The sequence below is a fragment of the Streptococcus sp. genome (assembly GCF_032481935.1).
GTDB lineage: Bacteria > Bacillota > Bacilli > Lactobacillales > Streptococcaceae > Streptococcus.
Genome location: NZ_JAWERU010000056.1, coordinates 1 through 16,616 on the forward strand (window position 1 = coordinate 1; position 16,616 = coordinate 16,616).

Sequence of the window (16,616 nt, forward strand, 5' to 3'; positions counted from 1 at the left end):
GCAACTTTTCCTGGGTTCGCATCTTCGATTGCTTTCTTAACGGCATCTTTTTCTGGTTGTGTTAAGTTTGTTAAATCTTGTACCGGTGTCTTAGTTGGTTCTTTGATTTCACTTGCTTCATTACCTTTTACCTCAAATGTAATAGCAACTTCTTGTGGAGCTTGTTTGTAGTGTGCTGGATATGTTACAACTACTGTTTTTGTATAAGTACCTGGAGTTGTAGCAGTAGGTGCTTGACCGTCTTTCCATGCAAATGTTGTTGCACCACGGTAGTTATTTGGGAATTCTGGTGTTCCAGCTTTATTGGTTACATAGTTAGCTGGAGTAGCATCAAAACTCTCGCCAACCTTGGCAGTGTACTTGTCTTTAACTGCGACAGCTTGGAATTTTGAACTTGCATTATCTATGAAGTTATCCATATAACCAGTCATAATCTCGGTTTTTGCACCAATAGCACCACCTGTACCTTGTAATCCCGCTATATAATCAAGTGGTTTCGACTTATCAAGAATTGGTGTGTCATAAGTAATAGTCCAACTTGGATTTTTACCTAGCAAACCTCCTGCAACATCTGCTGTTAGTGTATATAAAGCCTGTGAACGCGCTGCTGCCTGAGCTGCTGCTTCTGCCTCTTTTCCTTTTAGCGCTGGATTGCCAATATTTTTGTAGAATTCCGCTAGTTTTTTAGTCATCTCATCGCCAGTATAGACGTTCGTTTTACCTTTTGCCCCCATGACATAAGAACCATCATTATTCTTCCAGTCAGTACGGGTACTCATGACTTTACCATTTTTATCAGTCTGCTCAATTTTCCAGTTAGTTGGAGTACCTACTGAGTCTTTTGGTACAGTAAAGTAGGTATATCCGCTTGCTGCATTTCCAACTCGCCCGCCATTAACAACAGTTGTCCAATGAATGACATTTTTAGCGTTATCAACTTCGTAAGAAATCTTTATATAATCATCAACAACAACCTCGCCCCTTTTTTTATTTGTATACTCAAGGTTTTCAGCCCCTTCTGATGCTCGTGGTGCTGTTGCTCGTAGTGCACGATTAGTACGTGGTTTAGCTACTAAAGAACCATCTTTGATCGTTTGTGCTGCTGTCAAGTTTGCTCTTGACCCATCTGCAAAAGCAACAACTACTGAGCCGTCTGCTTGGACTTGAACATCAGTTGCTGTAGGGTTTGCTGCCTTAACAGCTGCCACAACTTTTGCTTTTTCTTCATCAGTCAGTGCTGCTGGATTGTAAACAACAGTCACTTCTGGAGCTTGGATGCTATCAGCTTCCTTAGCTTTTTCAACCTTATCAGTTGTTGCTACTGCTTCTTCCTTAGAATTTTCAGTAGTTGTAACTGGTTTTTCAGTTTTTTCCTCAGCCACTACTGCAGCTGAAGCCACTGGTGATGTTGGAGCTACTTCTACAGCTGGTGCTGCATAAGTACCATTTCCTTCACCTATAGTTGGCTTAGTTGTCTCCGTAGTAGAACCTGCTTCTGGCTTGGTTTCTACTGTATCCGCTTTGACTGATGGAGCTACCAATGCTGCCCCAACCGCAAAGACAAGCGAACAACCAAACAAGAAATGTTTCCCTTTTTTGATCATTCGCCAGTTCTTTTGCTCTGCATTTTTACGATTAAAATACATTTTTGTATCTCCTTTTTTGTATTTCTTAGCATTTTAAATGCTACATACACCTTTATTATAAAACACGAATTAAAAAATGTCAAAAAATAATACAGTAAAATTGTATGTAAAATTTTCTAATTCTTTGCTCTTATTTTTATTTTTTATACTTATTTAAAATATATGGTATGTATTCTTATATGTTAACACTTTCTAATTCTAGGGACTCAACTTCTAAATAGAAAAACGAGAATCTCCTAAAACTGAGAATCTCGTTTTCTAATAATGATTCTTATTGAATAGTAAAGAATCTAACCTCTGAAATTTTAAAAACCACACAGTGACTCTTTTATCTTGATTGTTCTCAAGTCTGGAATCTGTGTGTGGTTTTATGACGAGACTAGTCTTTTCTCTTAGCCTTTTCTAGTAAATTGAAGAATTCATATTCTTAAATTTACTTTATTTGAGTATTTTATTACTCTTCTTCCTCGCGTTTTTTAGCGATGAGAAGTCCTCCTGTCACAGCTACAAGAAGTGCTAGAACAAGTGAAGCACCAGTGTTTGGCAATTCTTTCGCTCCTGCTTTCTTAGCTGGTTCTTGAACAGGTGACTCTTGGTTAGCAGCTGTAACAACTTTTTCAGCTGGAATGACTGCTACTAATCCATCTTCAAAGGTTACAACTACTGGTCCATCATTATTAACCTTGATGTCTGTTGCTGTTGGGTTTGCTTTTCTGCTACTTTAGCTTTTTCGGCGTCTGTAAGCGATGAGGCGTATACAACTGAGTTACAGCTGAAGTCTTAACTCATGTTGAGTCAATTTCTTTTAAAATACATAAATTATAGCCTCAGTTAATTTTAAAATTATAGCATGTCTTTAACATACAATTTAAATTATAAAACATAGCTTTATTTTAGTCGATTATTTTAAACTATATATTTAAAAATTTTTTTCGATACAAAAAAATTCTAAAACAATGGATTTTATCCCAAAATACAATATAATAAATGTAGACAAATTCTTTGTTTTTTTGATTTACTTGTGATATAATAACTAACATCTTAAAAAATATGATTTTTGTTCGTTATAATCAATTTTATTACAGGAGGAACGATTTATGAGAGCCCTATTGACTCAAAAAGAACAAAGGCAATTAAGAATTTTAGAATATTTATTTGAAAATCCAGACTGGGTCCACCTAGATCCCCTGGCAGAAGCCCTAGATATCAACACCCGTATCATCAAAAGTGATATCAAGGAGATGCGAGAAGTTCTCTCTTGCTTCGAAATCCAGTCTTCAACAGCTGGTATTAGACTCGCCAATCATAACAATCTAGGCATTGAACGAATTTACCGCCACATTTTACAAGATTCTTCTAACTTCCAAGTTTTGAGAGCATTCTTTTTATTAGAAGAACCATTTACCTATGAACACTTAGCTCAAAACCTTGATGTCTCACTACCTGCACTTCGCAAAAAAGTAGCTGAGATCAATCATACCTTACAAAATAAATACCGCTTCAAACTCAAAGTCACTCCAATCTCTATCATCGGAGACGAAAAGGACATCCGCTTCTTCTTTGCCCAGTACTTCCATGAAGCCTATGGTTACTTCAAATGGCCATTTACTGATTCTAAGAAAAACATTGAAGAATTTGTTGCTTTCTTTCTTAAAATGACAGGATTTCCTGCCAATTATGCCAACTTGTTGCAGCTAGAAACACAAATAGCTGTTAATTTGCACCGATTTAAGATCGGTGCTACCATCCAAACAACGAGCGATTCTACAAATGATCTTCCTTTATATGATCAACTGCCAGAGTTCAAAGATCAACTCGAACCATTGGCTAAGCGTCTGAATATCGAGGTTAACCGTCATACCTTAGAACAAATCTTTGATTCTTATACTCAAAAAGGAATCTTCTTTACTGTTGAAGATTTTCTAGCCGCCCGTTCAGATGATAAGGAAGTTAACCACTCTTACCACGCCGCCCGAGATGTCCTCGATAATTTGACTCGTGAATTTGGAATTCACTTTACAAATACAGACGAGCTAGTCTGGCACCTACACAATACCGCTCTTCTTGAACGTCAAGAAATCAACTCAGAATCCATCATTTCTCATAATAAATCCTATACGCTCAAAAAAATCAAGAAATTCTTCCCTGAATTTTACGAAGCAGCTGTTTTCGAAATGATGCGTTATAAGTCTAGCTTGGGACAAAAAGAACTGGCGCACGCTGTCGTCCATCTGGTTTACACTCTCTTGACTCACGCTTCAGATTTGATGGAACAACTGTTAGAATCTCAGAATAAGGTTCGTGTCCTTGTTTTGAGTGAATTTGACTTTGCTCATCCTCGGGCCCTCATCTCTCTCTATAAATACTACACTTCTAAAAATATCCAATTTGAAACATGGGACAAGGCTACATTGAATGTTGATGAGATTATGGAGGCTGGATATGATGCCATTTTAACCAACTTTGATGTCGAAGGTTTAAATCATCCAAAACTAATAAATATTGGACGTATGCCCCAGCTTCAAGTTATTAGCGAACTGAACACCATCTCGCTTGGTGATCTTTAAAAAAATATTGAAAATTAGAGTCGCTTAATCATCCGAATCTTGGAGAACAATTTCTATAACCTATAAAAGAGAAGAGACCGGAACTCCGATGACTGAAGTTCTGTTCTCTTCTCTTTTTACTATTTTGATTTTTTAAAAAAGGAATTCAGTGCTTTAAACCGAAAAGACTCTTTCTGCTACTTGTATAGCTTCTATTTCTCTATCCTTGCTTCTGCATCTGCCACTACTTGGGCAAGACTGGTTTGACTCAGCTCCTGCTCCATGGCTAGCTGAATCTTTTGTAATTTCTCATCTAAAACCCCATGGATGTTAGCTCCTACTGGACAGGCTGGATTGGGATTGTCATGAAAACTAAAGAGTTGTCCAGTTTTTCCAAGGCATTCGACCGCTTGATAAATATCCAAAAGACTGATATCCTCAAGATTTTTGATAATCTCTGTCCCTCCAGTTCCACGCGCGACTGAGATCAACTCTGCCTTTTTCAGTTGAGATAAGGTCTTACGGATAATGACAGGATTAACTCCAACGCTACTAGCAAGAAAATCACTAGTCACCTTACTTTCTTTCCCTTTTAAGGCTATGATAATCAACATATGGGTCGCGATGGTAAATCGACTTGAAATTTGCATAAGGTTCTCCTTTTTCTATTAGACTAGTTCGTTTTTTACTTATATTTATTATATCTCTTGTAGTTGTAATGTCAAGAGTTACCACTCAGCCAGTCATCTAGTTCTGCATCATGCCCTTGACTTTGGGCAATTTCATGAAGTAGTTCCTGATTATGGGTATGGTGAATCCCATTAACCAAGCTTTCATAATAAACTTGGTAGTAGGGTAATTGTAACTCTTTAGCTAGTTGTAATTCTGCATCAATATCATAATCAACCCGACGGAAATCGACATCTTTCAAGCCTTTTTCATCAAACTCTAAAATCATGTACTGAGCACGTAAGTCCTTGCGTAAATGTTCAGATAAAAAGAAGGGTTGACCAATGGAACCTGGATTCAGGATAAGCTGGCCACCACTACCATACCGAAGAAACTGTTGATGGATATGACCATAAATGGCAATATCGCAGTCTGGATTGGTGACAAGGCGGTCAAAGTCCTCTTGCTTTCCAAGATGAATCAGCTCTCGTCCCCAATTTTTATCAGGCAAGTGGTGGCTAATCCCTAGCTTCAAATCTCCAAACTGGCGGTGCACTTGCAAGGGATAGTTCTGCAGCGCCTCAATCTCCTCAACACTGAGTTCTTCCATAATATACTGACACTGGCGTAAGAGATAACGATGACTGGGTCTACTTTCATCTAACTGACGATGGCAGGCGCGCCATAAGCTCTCCTCCCAATTCCCTAAAACTCTATGGGTGATTGGTAAAGTATCCAAGATCTGGAGAATATTTTTTCGTCCTGTTCCAGGCATGAGGATATCTCCTAAGAGCCAATACTCATCAACCTCTGACTTCTGGGCATCTGCCAGAACAGCTTCTAAGGCTGTTGTATTGCCATGTATATCCGATAATACTGCGATTTTTGTCATATCTCTTCCTCTTAGCTTTTCTAGTTTTATTATAACAAACTCCAAGTCAAAGTCAAAAAGCATCTATCTTCTTCCTATCGTTTTTTACTTTACTTTTTTAGTGAAAAGGAATACAATGAAGGTAATAAGAATGAGGAGGTTTTTGCTATGGCACAACGTTATGAAAATATCATGGTAGCGGTTGACGGTTCTAAGGAAGCTGACTTGGCTTTCATCAAAGGGGTTCATTCAGCACTACGTAACCAGGCAAAACTAACGATTGCCCACGTTATCGACACACGTGCTCTTCAAAGCATCTCAACATTTGATGCCGAAGTTTACGAAGAATTGCAAGTCGAGGCCAACGATTTGATGGCTGAATACGAAAAGCGTGCAAAAGATGCTGGGCTCACAGACATTAAAGTTGTTATTGAGATGGGTAACCCTAAAACTCTCTTAGCTAAAACAATTCCAGATAAAGAAAAGGTTGATTTGATTTTGGTTGGAGCAACAGGACTCAATGCCTTTGAGCGCCTGCTAGTTGGTTCTTCATCAGAATATATCCTACGCCATACCAGCGTTGACCTTCTCGTCGTTAGAGATAAGGACAAAACTTTGTAATAAAAAAGAAATGAGATTGGGATTTTTCTCCTAACCTCATTTTTTCATAAATTGTTGATGCAGTAGTTGAAGGCAGGAAATCAAAACATCATTCAAGGCTTCCTCTGCTATCGCCTATTTTTTATCTTCTCTTTCCTTATGGCGCTCATAGGCCTTTATCTGGCGCTCAATCTCCTTTTTAATGGCTGGTTCTGGAGCGTATTTTTCTTCCCAGTCATCCGGTTTTAGGATCTTGTGGGTCACTGGGTCAAAATGAGCTTTTCCATCAGGGAACATTTTACCCATATTGGCTTGATGGACAATGTCAAAAATCCGCTCTGGATCCACCCCCATCAAAACAAAACTACCATAGGTAAAGTATAGGGTGTCAATCAAGGCATCTACTTGCCCCACCAAATCTTGCTTAGCAGGCGTTTTCTTAGCAACTTTCTCTGCTGCTTGATCAAGAGCTTGGTGTAGCTGTCCAACTGCCTGTTCGAAATCTTCTTCAGAAGAGCTAGCAGCTCGGACAAACTCCACCAATTCTTCTATCTTAAATCCCGCTCTATGGGTGGCACCTTCTAAGTCCCAAGCTTGGGGCTCCTCTTGAGTTCGTTCATCCATCATGTGGTGGAAGGTCTTGACCTTATTAAAATGGTAATCACGGCTGACAAAGACTTTTTCTAAAGCCAGAACACCAAAATGCTCTAAAGCTTTATGAATCCCATCTTGCTGGTTGCTGGTTGTGATATGCTTCGCCACTTCCTTGACACTGCTACTACCATTGCCCATAGCGACTGACATCCCAACACCCGCCAGCATCTCTAGGTCATTGTCCGAGTCACCAAAGGCCATGACTTGATTGAGATCAAAACCATACTCTTTTCCGACTCGGCGAATGCCTTCTAGCTTGGAATTTCCTTGATTGATGACATCGGCTGCAAAAGGATTACTACGAGTCAATTTCAAGTCTTGAAAATCAGCTGCTGCTTTCTCAGATTCTTCTGGCGTCATTAGCATCAAAACTTGATAAATGGGCTGGTTCATCAACTGAAGCAAGTCTTCTTCCTTCTGAGGAACGACCTTACTCACCATTCGATTAAAGGAATGACTAACTGTACGGGTCAACATAGAGGGGACAAAACGACTCACTCTTTGTGAAAAAGAACCTAGGCCAAAAGACATGATTTTTGAACCCAGCATGGCATCCTTGGTCCCCAAAGCAATCTCCTTGCCCTCTTTTTTGGCATAGGCTATCAACTGCCGTAAATGAGATTTGGAAAGAGGACTTGTAAACAAGACTCTGTCTTTATTAAAGATATATTGGCCGTTATAAGTTACAGCAAAATCCAGATCTAAATCATCCATTAAATCCTTAACAAAAAAAGGTCCTCGCCCTGTCGCTACTCCAACAAGCACTCCCTGGTCCTTCACAATCTTAATCGCGACCTTAGTGGATTTCAAAACACTCTTGCGATCGTTGACCAGTGTTCCATCGATATCAAAAAAAACAGCTTTGACTTCCATCCTACCTCAATCTCCCCTTTTGTGATACAATGATTATACCACATTTCAGAAAGAGTGAGTAAATCATGCCTAAGAAAATCCTTGTTTTACATACGGGTGGTACTATTTCCATGCAAGCCGATGACTCTGGCGCTGTTGTGACTAGTCAAGACAACCCTATGAATCATGTATCCAATCCACTTGAGGGAGTTGAAGTCCACGCCCTCGACTTTTTTAATCTGCCAAGTCCCCATATTAAACCAAAGCATATGCTGGCCCTCTATCAAAAAATCAAAGAGGAGGCTGAGCATTATGACGGTTTCGTGATTACACATGGGACAGATACCTTGGAGGAAACTGCCTATTTCCTTGACACTATGGAGGTTCCTCACAAACCAATCGTACTAACAGGTGCCATGCGTAGTTCCAACGAACTTGGAAGCGATGGTGTCTACAATTATCTCAGTGCCCTACGCGTAGCGAGTGACGATAAGGCTGCTGATAAGGGGGTATTGGTCGTGATGAATGACGAAATTCACGCTGCTAAGTATGTGACCAAGACGCACACGACAAATGTTAGCACCTTTCAAACGCCAACCCACGGCCCTCTTGGGATCATCATGAAACACGAGATTCTCTACTTCAAAACAGCTGAACCCCGTGTTCGTTTTGACCTTGATAAGATTCAAGGCTTGGTCCCTATTATCCCTGTCTATGCTGGTATGACAGAAGAACTCCTCGATTTGCTTCCCGTTGACCAGCTAGATGGACTCATTATCCAGGCTTTCGGTGCTGGAAATGTTCCCAAGGAAACAGCACAAAAATTAAACGCCCTTATCCAAGAAGGACTCCCAATCGCCTTGGTTTCTCGTTGTTTTAACGGGATTGCTGAACCTGTCTATGCCTATGAGGGAGGTGGCGTTTGCCTGCAAAATGCTGGTGTTTGCTTTGTCAAAGAGCTCAATGCTCAAAAAGCTCGTCTCAAGCTCCTCATTGCTATTAATGCTGGCCTTACAGGAGATGAATTACGAGCTTATATGGAAGGATAAAAAAGTCGGTGAGATAGAAATTACTAGACCACGTCTTGTTTTCTAGTCACTCCCGCAAACCTTCTACCATCAACTTGATGCTTGAACCATTGACCAAAAAGTTTTTACTACTAAAAAGCGAGAGTGGGACAGAAATCGGTAATTCGTTAGAATTCGATTTCGTCGTCCCACCTCCGCACAGTTGAGTAGGGCTGTAAAAGCTGATGAAATCAGCGTAGAGAGCCCACTCAACCCCTGCGTCTTGCTTGACAATCCAAAGACAACTGAGAGGCTAGGACTTTTGTCCCAGCCTCTTCTTGTTAATCTTTACGAGTTGAATGACGTTCTACCAAACCATGTGGCAAAAGAACTTCACGCTCTTCTAACTCTTCCTTATGCATAATCTTTGTCAACATACGCATACTAATAGCACCAAGATCATACAAAGGTTGCGCAATGGTGGTTAGGTTTGGACGAGTGTAACGCGCGATTTGCGAATCATCACTGGTGATAATTTCAAAGTCTTCTGGTACAGAAACTCCCTTGTCAGCAAGTCCGTTCAACACACCTGCTGCCAGTTCATCTCCTGTTACGATCGCTGCTGTTGCTTTAGAAGAAATCAAACGTTCTGCCAAGGCATAGCCATCATCATAACGGTATTTTGATTCGAAAACAAGGCCTTCACTGTAGTTGATTCCCGCTTCTTTCAAAGCATCTTTGTAACCAGCCAAGCGAATTTTACCATTAATATCATCCACTAATGGTCCACTAACGAAGGCAATTTTTTTATTTCGTTTCAAGAGATGGCGGACTGCATCAACAGTAGCATGTTTATAGTCAATATTGACACTTGGAAGTTGGTGTTCTATGTCAACTGTTCCTGCAAGAACCACAGGTGTGCGTGAGCGTGAAAACTCTGAGCGAATCTTCTCAGTTAAATGATAACCCATGAAGATAACGCCATCCACCTGTTTAGAAAAGAGAGTATTGACCACAGATACTTCCTTTTCATCATCCTCATCACTGTTAGCAAGGACGATGTTGTATTTGTACATTTCCGCGATATCGTCAATCCCTTTAGCAAGGGTAGAGAAATAAGTGTTTGTGATATCTGGAATAACAACTCCAACTGTTGTTGTTTTCTTGCTTGCTAGACCACGAGCTACTGCATTAGGGCGGTAGTCAAGACGATCAATGACCTCTAGGACTTTTTTACGGGTGTTTTCTTTGACGTTCTTATTGCCATTGACAACACGACTGACAGTTGCCATTGACACTCCCGCTTCTCGGGCAACGTCATAAATTGTTACTGTATCATCTGTGTTCATTCCGTTTCCTTTCTACTTTGAAAATTTTGTTTTCATGATTCTACTGTTTCCATTTTACCACTAATTGTAAGCATTTTCAAGCATTTGATGAAGATTCGTTGAAAAAATTTCAAAATCATTCTCATCTTTTTAAAGGTAGTTGACTTTTCTTGATTTTTCTAGCAGTTTGCAGTATGATAATAAAAAAATCAATTAGGAGATAGGGATGGCTTTTACAGATTCTCATAGACGATGCGCTAGTTTCGGTGTAGTGACCAATTTACCCGACGATGTTATCGATTCAATCTGGTATATAATCGATCATTTTTTAAAGCATGTTTTTGATCTAGAAGATGAATTGGAATTTCGGCTTTTGAATAATGAAGGCTCCATCACTTTTCGTTTTTCTAGTCAACATCTTCCAACAACGATTGACTTCGACTTCAACCATCCCTTTGACCCACTCTATCCACCTAAAGTTCTGGTGCTAGATATGGATGGGAAGGAAACCATTCTCCTACCAGAAGAAAATGACCTATTTTAAAAACTCTAGCTTCCCCTATCTACTTAGGAAACTAGAGTTTTCTTTTTGCTAATAAATAGAACGACTGACTACTATACCACTTGGTTTGGTATATTCTAAATCAAGATAATCCTGATAAGTTCCTGGGACGATAAATCCTTGGGGGCTGAGAATGTCTGTTCCAGCTTTACCCACGATAGAGTCAGCCAATAAGACACAATTTGTACTGAGAACAAAATAGGTCTTAAACTTAGACGAACTAAACTTATAAAGAGCGGCATCAGCCTCGTGTTTCAGCTGATAAGAGTAGGTATGCTTGATTTCTCCTTCTCTTCTTTTCATGAGTTGAGAACTTGGTTCCCAAGGAATTAAGAGTTCTTCAATTTCTCTCAGTTGTTCCTCGATTGCTTCTTTCTGTTGTTCAGACAAGCTTAATCCATAGGCAAAGAGAGTTTTCTGGCTTTCTCTCTTACAGAGTTCGATATACTTTTCTCGATTAGCCTTAAATAGAACCCCATCCCCAATCATCCCAAATAAACGCTCCGAGTGCGGATCATAAGAACCATAGGAAATAACCTGACCTTGATAGCAGAAATCCACATGCCCCATGGCTAAAAAGAAAGAGGATTCTGAAGTATGGATAAAAATTTCCATATCAACTGTCTGATCATTTTTTCTCTCTGAATGTACCTTCCCTTCTTCGGACTCATGATTAGAAAACCATTTATTCAATCGACGTAGGGTATTGATAGGAATTAGAGCTGTTACAAAAATGGGCAGGGTCATTCGTATCTTCCGCTTAAGCCTAGGATTACGGATTCCTTTTTCAAAAAAGAAACCATCTCTGAGACTACTTGCCCCTAACATCAGTAAGTAAAAACCAAGTAAGAGCAATTCAAAATTTGTTGCGTCATGAAAAGGGGAGATACTATAGAGACCAAATCCCATCATCCACAAAGCATCAAATAAGTAATTGAGCCTCGGATGGATATGATTATTTCGGTAAATCAACCAGGTAATCAGGCTAATCAAACCTGTAAACAATTGATAACTTCCAATAGCAATGACTAAGACATAGAGGGCTATCCCTTGCAAGATGACTGAATCAAATAGAATGACAGCAAGTCCTAACTTGGCTATGGTTACAAAAATATTTTCTCTACGGGACTTTTCCTGAAACCATCGTGTCAATAAATGCCAAACAGTCGACAAGGAAAAGTAGGCCATCAAGAGTTGATAACCAAGCCTCGGTACAATCTGTCCAAAACAAATCAAGAGAAGACCGAGGATAATAGCTAGAATTCCTTCCCCTAGACTTTTCCATTTACTATAAGTTTCGAAAAACTTAGGCATTTTCTTTCTCCAATTGACGATACAAGTGGCGGATCGGTTGTTTCAGTGTTGGATGGATGAAATGCGGAGCTATTTCTTGGAGTGATTCTAGGACAAAGAGGCGTTCAGCAATATAAGGATGAGGCAAGATGAGGTCGTCTGTATAGATGATCTGGTCCTCTACAAAAAGCAAATCCAGGTCAATCAAGCGAGGTCCCCAATGAACCTCTCTAACCCGTCCCATCTCTGATTCAATCTCTAACAAGGTTTCTAACAAGATTGGAGCTGGCAACCAGGTTTCCACTTCAATGACTTGATTGGCAAAGTTATCCTGCTCCACACCACCCCAAGGCTCGGTCGTCAAGACACTAGACTCTTTGAGAATGTGGATGCCACGAGTTTGCATTTGGTCAATCGCTTGCTGGAGATTAGCCATCTTATGCCCCATATTACTGCCCAAGGCAATAAAGGCCCGCTGTTTGCGACGGTGGATGGTTACTGAACAAGTATCCAGCGGTAGATGGATAGGTGCCCAAGGTTTTTTTAGTTCCAGCTCAATCTCTTGAACGAGAGGGTAGGTCTCAAAAGTACGCTCTACTAGTTTGTAGGCTACTGTTTCAATCAAGTCCTCAGTATTTTCCTGAAACCATGTCGTCCATTGCTGGCAAAGTTCTCCGTAATGGACAGAAGCAGTTAAATCCAAGTCTGTCGCAGCCTTGGTCATATCATAGGATAGGGTGGCTGAAACGACAAATTTCTGCCCCAGTTCCTTCTCACTAGGAAAGAGTCCATGAAAGGCGAAAAGTTCTAGGTCTTTAATTCGCAGTTGATCCATAACTAGTCCTTTCTAGAAAAATCCGCTTAACGCGGATTTTTTAAAGTCCCATGAGACGATAAGCTTGATCACGAAGATCCTTATCTGTCTCAAATAGACCACGAGCCACTGTTGTCAAGGTTGCAGTTCCTGGTTTTCGAACACCGCGCATACTCATACACATATGTTCTGCTTCAATGACAACGAAGGCTCCCTTGGCTCCCAAATACTCCATCAAGGCATCAGCCACTTCGATATTCAAACGCTCTTGAATCTGTGGCTTTTTAGAGTAGACTTCCACCGTACGAGCTAACTTTGATAAGCCTGCTACACGCCCATCAGGAATGTAGGCAATATGAGCTCGACCATAAAATGGTAAAAAGTGGTGTTCACACATGGTATGGAAAAAGATATCCTTTTCCACTACCATATTGTCATCAATAATCTCAAAGGATTTTGACAGGTGCTCTTCAGCAGTTTGCCCAAGACCTGAAAAAATCTCTTGGTACATACGAGCAACACGGGCTGGTGTTTCCTGCAAGCCTTCGCGATTTGCATCCTCACCAACTGCCTCGATAATCATTTTTACAGCTTCTTCAATCTTTTGTGTATCCATTCTAATTTTTCCTCTCCATTAGGTAGGTTCTCACTTGGGCTAAAAAGTATAATGAGCCCGTGATAATCCTAACTGTTTTTTTCTCTTCATTTTCTGATAATTTTTTGTCTAGAAATTCCTGCCAACTTTGGTAGTTGAGATTTCTAGAATCAGCCATCTCTTTCAAGACTTTTTCATCCGTCGCCCGACTATCCTCAAAATGAGTTAGTGTAATCTTAGTATTGGACAAAGTTTCTAGCAAGTCCAACATATCCTCCAAGGCCTTGGTTTTGATACAAGTAAAGAGGATTTCCTTGTGATAATCAGCAAATCGTTCTTCCAAGGTAGCCAACAAGGCCTTGATGGCATGGGGATTGTGGGCCCCATCCAAGATCATCAAGGGGCCTCTCGACACAACTTCCAAACGACCAGGCCAGCTTGTTTCTTCCAAAGCTTGAGCAAGCAAGTCATTGCTTGCTAGTTCTCGACCATCCTCTTTACAAAAAGTATCAAGTAAAGCTATGGCCATCCCTGCATTCTCTATCTGGTGCAAACCAAGCAATCCTGTTTGGAAACGACCTTGTCTGACTGAGCTTGAATAATCAAAGATTTCGCCCGTCTCCACACTCTCATGATGGTTAACTTGATAATCTTCCCCATAAGCAAGCCTAGAAGCTTGTTTAGCTTTCGCAATCTGGTCGATAACCGATAAGGCTTCTGGGACGATGTCTCCTGTCACTAGAGGAACTCCTTGCTTGATAATCCCTGCTTTCTGCTCTGCTATGGCTTCCAAGCTATCCCCTAAAAGCGCTACATGGTCTAATCCGATAGTCGTGATGCCAGTCAAGATAGGTTGACAGACATTGGTACTATCCAAAAGTCCGCCCATACCAACTTCCATAATCGCCACATCGACTTGCTCAGAAGCAAAATAATCATAAGCTATAGCAGTAATAATCTCGAATTCTGTCGTTCCTTGCAAGGCTTGAGCATGCTCCCCTTCAAGTAGTGAACGATAATCCACCATCAAGGATTCTAATCTTGCTTCTAGGATGGACTCGCCGTTAATGGCAATCTGATCGGTATAATGAATCAGATAGGGAGAGCTGAAGACACCAACTCTAAGCCCCATCTTTTCCAACAGATTCTTCAAAAAGGCTATAGTAGAGCCCTTTCCATTGGTTCCACCAATATGGATAACCTTGAGTTTCAGATGAGGATTGCCACGTAAGGCTAATAGCTCCACCATCCTCTCCAGACCAAAATGCGGTTGGTCTGTCCGGTAGTTTGCTATCCACTGGTTCGTTTCGTTTTTATTCATGTTATTTATATTGTTTCAAATCTAAATTTTCCGCATGGTCTGCCAGACGGATGGCTGATGCAATTTCGATTGCCATCTTATGAGTAGCTACATCATGCACGCGCACCACTTCTACACCCTGTCTAGCAGCAATGCTGGTCACATGAGCCGAAGCAATATCACGATTGCGGAAGCCAGCTTCAGTATCTGGATTGACTTCAAATCCATTTTCTTCCAGAATATTGATGACAAAGCGCTTGCGAGAAACTCCTAAAAAGATAGGATAGCCCATTTTGTGCAATTTCCCAAGATCACGTAGGAGGATGAGATTTTCCTTTTTGGTCAAGCCAAAGCCAATCCCAGGATCCAGCATGATGTTTCCTTTCGAAATTCCTGCTTTTTTCGCTCTTGCTAGAGCACGGTCAAAGAAGGCTGTCATCAATTCTTCTACTGGTAGTTGTTCAAAGTCTGCTAAGTCTTCCTTTGTAAAAGTCTCTCCAAATCCAAAATGAGGAAATATGAGTGAACTAGGGTGCTGAGGGCGTGCCATAACTGGATTAAACATGATGACTACCTGAGCTCCAGCCCTGGCAACCACCTCTGCCATCTTCTCATCACCCATGAGGCCTGTAATGTCATTGACTATATTGGCCCCAGCTCGTAAAGCCGCTTCTGCCACCTGACTCTTCCAAGTATCTACCGAAATCTGAACATCACTTTCTTGACGAATAGCCTGAATGACTGGAACCACACGCTGGATTTCCTCTTCAATCTCAACATAGCTACTTCCAGGTCGAGTAGATTCTCCACCGATATCTAAGATAGTGGCTCCTTCAGCTATCAATTTTCGAGCCTGCTTCAAAGCTTCCTCAACAGCAAAAAACTGGCCCCCATCAGAAAAAGAATCTGGGGTGACATTGATAATTCCACAAATAGATGTTTTTGTAAGATTGTCTCTTTTTTCCACGTTCATCACTCAAATTTCATTTAGATTGGTATTCCTCTATTTTACTGTTTTTTTTGGATTCTGTCCAATTATCCCTCGGTACTCCCATACTTTAAAAGAACGCAAAAAAAGGAGAAGCTGAGTTCTCCTTTTTTATATTCTTATTTTTCAGTCAAAGCTGCAAGTCCTGGAAGAACTTTACCTTCAAGAAGTTCCATTGATGCCCCACCACCAGTAGAGATCCATGAGAACTTGTCTGCACGACCAAGGTTGATAGCTGCGGCAGCTGAATCACCACCACCGATGATTGATTTAACGCCTGGTTGTTTCACGATAGCGTCCATTACACCGATTGTACCAGCTTGGAAGTCAGGGTTTTCAAATACACCCATAGGTCCGTTCCATACAACTGTTTTCGCACCAGTCAATGCTTCATCAAATTTAGCGATAGATTTTGGACCGATGTCAAGACCAAGGAAACCTGGGTCAACTGCTTCACCTTCAGTATCTTTCACTTCAGTGTAGTCAGCAAATGCGTTCGCTTCTTTTGAGTCAACTGGCAAGATCAATTTGCCGTTTGCTTTTTCAAGAAGAGCTTTAGCGACATCCAATTTATCTTCTTCTACAAGTGAGTTACCGATTTCGATACCTTGTGCTTTGTAGAATGTGTATGTCATACCACCACCGATAAGGACTTTATCAGCTTTTTCAAGCAAGTTTTCGATAACACCGATCTTATCTGAAACTTTTGAACCACCAAGGATAGCCACGAATGGACGTTCTGGAGCTTCAACAGCTTCTTGGATGTATGCAATTTCGTTTTCAAGAAGGAATCCAGCAACTGCTTTTTCAACGTTTGCTGAGATACCAACGTTAGATGCGTGTGCACGGTGAGCTGTACCGAATGCATCGTTTACGAAGATACCATCTCCA

Annotated in this window: 15 protein-coding genes and 2 pseudogenes; 4 read left to right on the forward strand and 13 right to left on the reverse strand. The window is 40.7% G+C overall.

The window, feature by feature from the left end; genetic code table 11:
- The 3 genes and pseudogenes from E7C97_RS08520 to E7C97_RS09650 all read right to left on the reverse strand — a co-directional run.
- Positions 1-1,646: pseudogene (locus E7C97_RS08520) on the reverse strand (hypothetical protein); the annotation flags it as partial.
- Positions 1,647-2,100: 454 nt separating this feature from the next.
- Positions 2,101-2,274, reverse strand: a complete 174-nt coding sequence (locus E7C97_RS08525) for an LPXTG cell wall anchor domain-containing protein (protein WP_398581244.1) — start codon at positions 2,272-2,274, stop codon at positions 2,101-2,103.
- Positions 2,260-2,346: pseudogene (locus tag E7C97_RS09650) on the reverse strand (hypothetical protein); the annotation flags it as partial. The gene E7C97_RS08525 and the pseudogene E7C97_RS09650, both read right to left, overlap by 15 nt.
- A 397-nt stretch (positions 2,347-2,743) precedes the next feature.
- Here E7C97_RS09650 and E7C97_RS08530 point away from each other — a divergent pair.
- Positions 2,744-4,213: a M protein trans-acting positive regulator PRD domain-containing protein gene (locus E7C97_RS08530; protein WP_316108894.1), complete on the forward strand. Its 1,470-nt coding sequence runs from the start codon at positions 2,744-2,746 to the stop codon at positions 4,211-4,213.
- 191 nt (positions 4,214-4,404) lie between these two features.
- Here E7C97_RS08530 and E7C97_RS08535 read toward each other — a convergent pair whose 3' ends face one another.
- Both E7C97_RS08535 and E7C97_RS08540 read right to left on the reverse strand, forming a co-directional pair.
- On the reverse strand, positions 4,405-4,842 hold the full coding sequence (locus tag E7C97_RS08535) for an Rrf2 family transcriptional regulator (protein WP_316108895.1): 438 nt from the start codon (positions 4,840-4,842) through the stop codon (positions 4,405-4,407).
- Positions 4,843-4,913: 71 nt separating this feature from the next.
- Complete coding sequence (locus E7C97_RS08540) at positions 4,914-5,753, reverse strand: metallophosphoesterase family protein (RefSeq protein WP_316108896.1); 840 nt, start codon at positions 5,751-5,753, stop codon at positions 4,914-4,916.
- 147 nt (positions 5,754-5,900) lie between these two features.
- On the opposite strand from E7C97_RS08540, the gene E7C97_RS08545 reads away from it, so the two are divergent.
- The gene (locus tag E7C97_RS08545; RefSeq protein WP_045762643.1) at positions 5,901-6,353 is read left to right on the forward strand and encodes a universal stress protein; all 453 of its coding nucleotides are present in this window, start codon (positions 5,901-5,903) and stop codon (positions 6,351-6,353) included.
- A 114-nt stretch (positions 6,354-6,467) separates the two neighbouring features.
- Here E7C97_RS08545 and E7C97_RS08550 read toward each other — a convergent pair whose 3' ends face one another.
- Positions 6,468-7,859: a Cof-type HAD-IIB family hydrolase gene (locus E7C97_RS08550; RefSeq protein ID WP_316108897.1), complete on the reverse strand. Its 1,392-nt coding sequence runs from the start codon at positions 7,857-7,859 to the stop codon at positions 6,468-6,470.
- Positions 7,860-7,924: 65 nt separating this feature from the next.
- On the opposite strand from E7C97_RS08550, the gene E7C97_RS08555 reads away from it, so the two are divergent.
- Complete coding sequence (locus E7C97_RS08555) at positions 7,925-8,887, forward strand: asparaginase (RefSeq protein ID WP_316108898.1); 963 nt, start codon at positions 7,925-7,927, stop codon at positions 8,885-8,887.
- A 299-nt stretch (positions 8,888-9,186) separates the two neighbouring features.
- Here the strand turns inward: E7C97_RS08555 and ccpA are convergent, their stop codons facing one another.
- The gene (ccpA, locus tag E7C97_RS08560) at positions 9,187-10,194 is read right to left on the reverse strand and encodes a catabolite control protein A (protein WP_049503580.1); all 1,008 of its coding nucleotides are present in this window, start codon (positions 10,192-10,194) and stop codon (positions 9,187-9,189) included.
- Between the two features lie 205 nt (positions 10,195-10,399).
- On the opposite strand from ccpA, the gene E7C97_RS08565 reads away from it, so the two are divergent.
- Positions 10,400-10,717, forward strand: coding sequence for a DUF960 domain-containing protein (locus tag E7C97_RS08565; RefSeq protein WP_060955265.1), 318 nt, complete (start codon positions 10,400-10,402; stop codon positions 10,715-10,717).
- A 48-nt stretch (positions 10,718-10,765) separates the two neighbouring features.
- Here E7C97_RS08565 and E7C97_RS08570 read toward each other — a convergent pair whose 3' ends face one another.
- From E7C97_RS08570 to E7C97_RS08595, 6 genes are all read right to left on the reverse strand, one after another.
- Positions 10,766-12,049 (reverse strand): DUF308 domain-containing protein, encoded by a 1,284-nt coding sequence (locus E7C97_RS08570; protein ID WP_316108900.1) that lies wholly within the window; start codon positions 12,047-12,049, stop codon positions 10,766-10,768.
- Positions 12,042-12,863 (reverse strand): 2-amino-4-hydroxy-6-hydroxymethyldihydropteridine diphosphokinase, encoded by an 822-nt coding sequence (gene folK, locus E7C97_RS08575; protein WP_316108901.1) that lies wholly within the window; start codon positions 12,861-12,863, stop codon positions 12,042-12,044. Before folK ends, E7C97_RS08570 begins: the two co-directional genes overlap by 8 nt.
- 40 nt (positions 12,864-12,903) lie before the next feature.
- Complete coding sequence (gene folE, locus E7C97_RS08580) at positions 12,904-13,458, reverse strand: GTP cyclohydrolase I FolE (protein WP_000380927.1); 555 nt, start codon at positions 13,456-13,458, stop codon at positions 12,904-12,906.
- Between the two features lies 1 nt (position 13,459).
- Positions 13,460-14,758 carry a folylpolyglutamate synthase/dihydrofolate synthase family protein gene (locus tag E7C97_RS08585; protein ID WP_316108902.1) on the reverse strand — a complete coding sequence of 433 codons (1,299 nt, stop codon included), beginning with the start codon at positions 14,756-14,758 and terminating at the stop codon, positions 13,460-13,462.
- A 1-nt stretch (position 14,759) separates the two neighbouring features.
- Positions 14,760-15,710 carry a dihydropteroate synthase gene (gene folP / locus E7C97_RS08590; RefSeq protein WP_316108903.1) on the reverse strand — a complete coding sequence of 317 codons (951 nt, stop codon included), beginning with the start codon at positions 15,708-15,710 and terminating at the stop codon, positions 14,760-14,762.
- Between the two features lie 134 nt (positions 15,711-15,844).
- Positions 15,845-16,616 (reverse strand): phosphoglycerate kinase (locus tag E7C97_RS08595; protein ID WP_316108905.1); only part of this gene is annotated, 772 nt, incomplete at its 5' end.

What these genes read in the sequence shown, in the direction of transcription:
- E7C97_RS08565 (WP_060955265.1), top strand. Translation starts at nt 10,400, where the DNA reads ATGGCTTTTACAGATTCTCATAGACGATGCGCTAGTTTCGGTGTAGTG.
- E7C97_RS08540 (WP_316108896.1), bottom strand. Translation starts at nt 5,753, where the DNA reads ATGACAAAAATCGCAGTATTATCGGATATACATGGCAATACAACAGCC.
- ccpA (WP_049503580.1), bottom strand. Translation starts at nt 10,194, where the DNA reads ATGAACACAGATGATACAGTAACAATTTATGACGTTGCCCGAGAAGCG.
- folP (WP_316108903.1), bottom strand. Translation starts at nt 15,710, where the DNA reads ATGAACGTGGAAAAAAGAGACAATCTTACAAAAACATCTATTTGTGGA.
- folK (WP_316108901.1), bottom strand. Translation starts at nt 12,863, where the DNA reads ATGGATCAACTGCGAATTAAAGACCTAGAACTTTTCGCCTTTCATGGA.
- E7C97_RS08555 (WP_316108898.1), top strand. Translation starts at nt 7,925, where the DNA reads ATGCCTAAGAAAATCCTTGTTTTACATACGGGTGGTACTATTTCCATG.
- E7C97_RS08545 (WP_045762643.1), top strand. Translation starts at nt 5,901, where the DNA reads ATGGCACAACGTTATGAAAATATCATGGTAGCGGTTGACGGTTCTAAG.
- E7C97_RS08530 (WP_316108894.1), top strand. Translation starts at nt 2,744, where the DNA reads ATGAGAGCCCTATTGACTCAAAAAGAACAAAGGCAATTAAGAATTTTA.
- E7C97_RS08570 (WP_316108900.1), bottom strand. Translation starts at nt 12,049, where the DNA reads ATGCCTAAGTTTTTCGAAACTTATAGTAAATGGAAAAGTCTAGGGGAA.
- E7C97_RS08535 (WP_316108895.1), bottom strand. Translation starts at nt 4,842, where the DNA reads ATGCAAATTTCAAGTCGATTTACCATCGCGACCCATATGTTGATTATC.
- E7C97_RS08585 (WP_316108902.1), bottom strand. Translation starts at nt 14,758, where the DNA reads ATGAATAAAAACGAAACGAACCAGTGGATAGCAAACTACCGGACAGAC.
- E7C97_RS08550 (WP_316108897.1), bottom strand. Translation starts at nt 7,859, where the DNA reads ATGGAAGTCAAAGCTGTTTTTTTTGATATCGATGGAACACTGGTCAAC.
- folE (WP_000380927.1), bottom strand. Translation starts at nt 13,458, where the DNA reads ATGGATACACAAAAGATTGAAGAAGCTGTAAAAATGATTATCGAGGCA.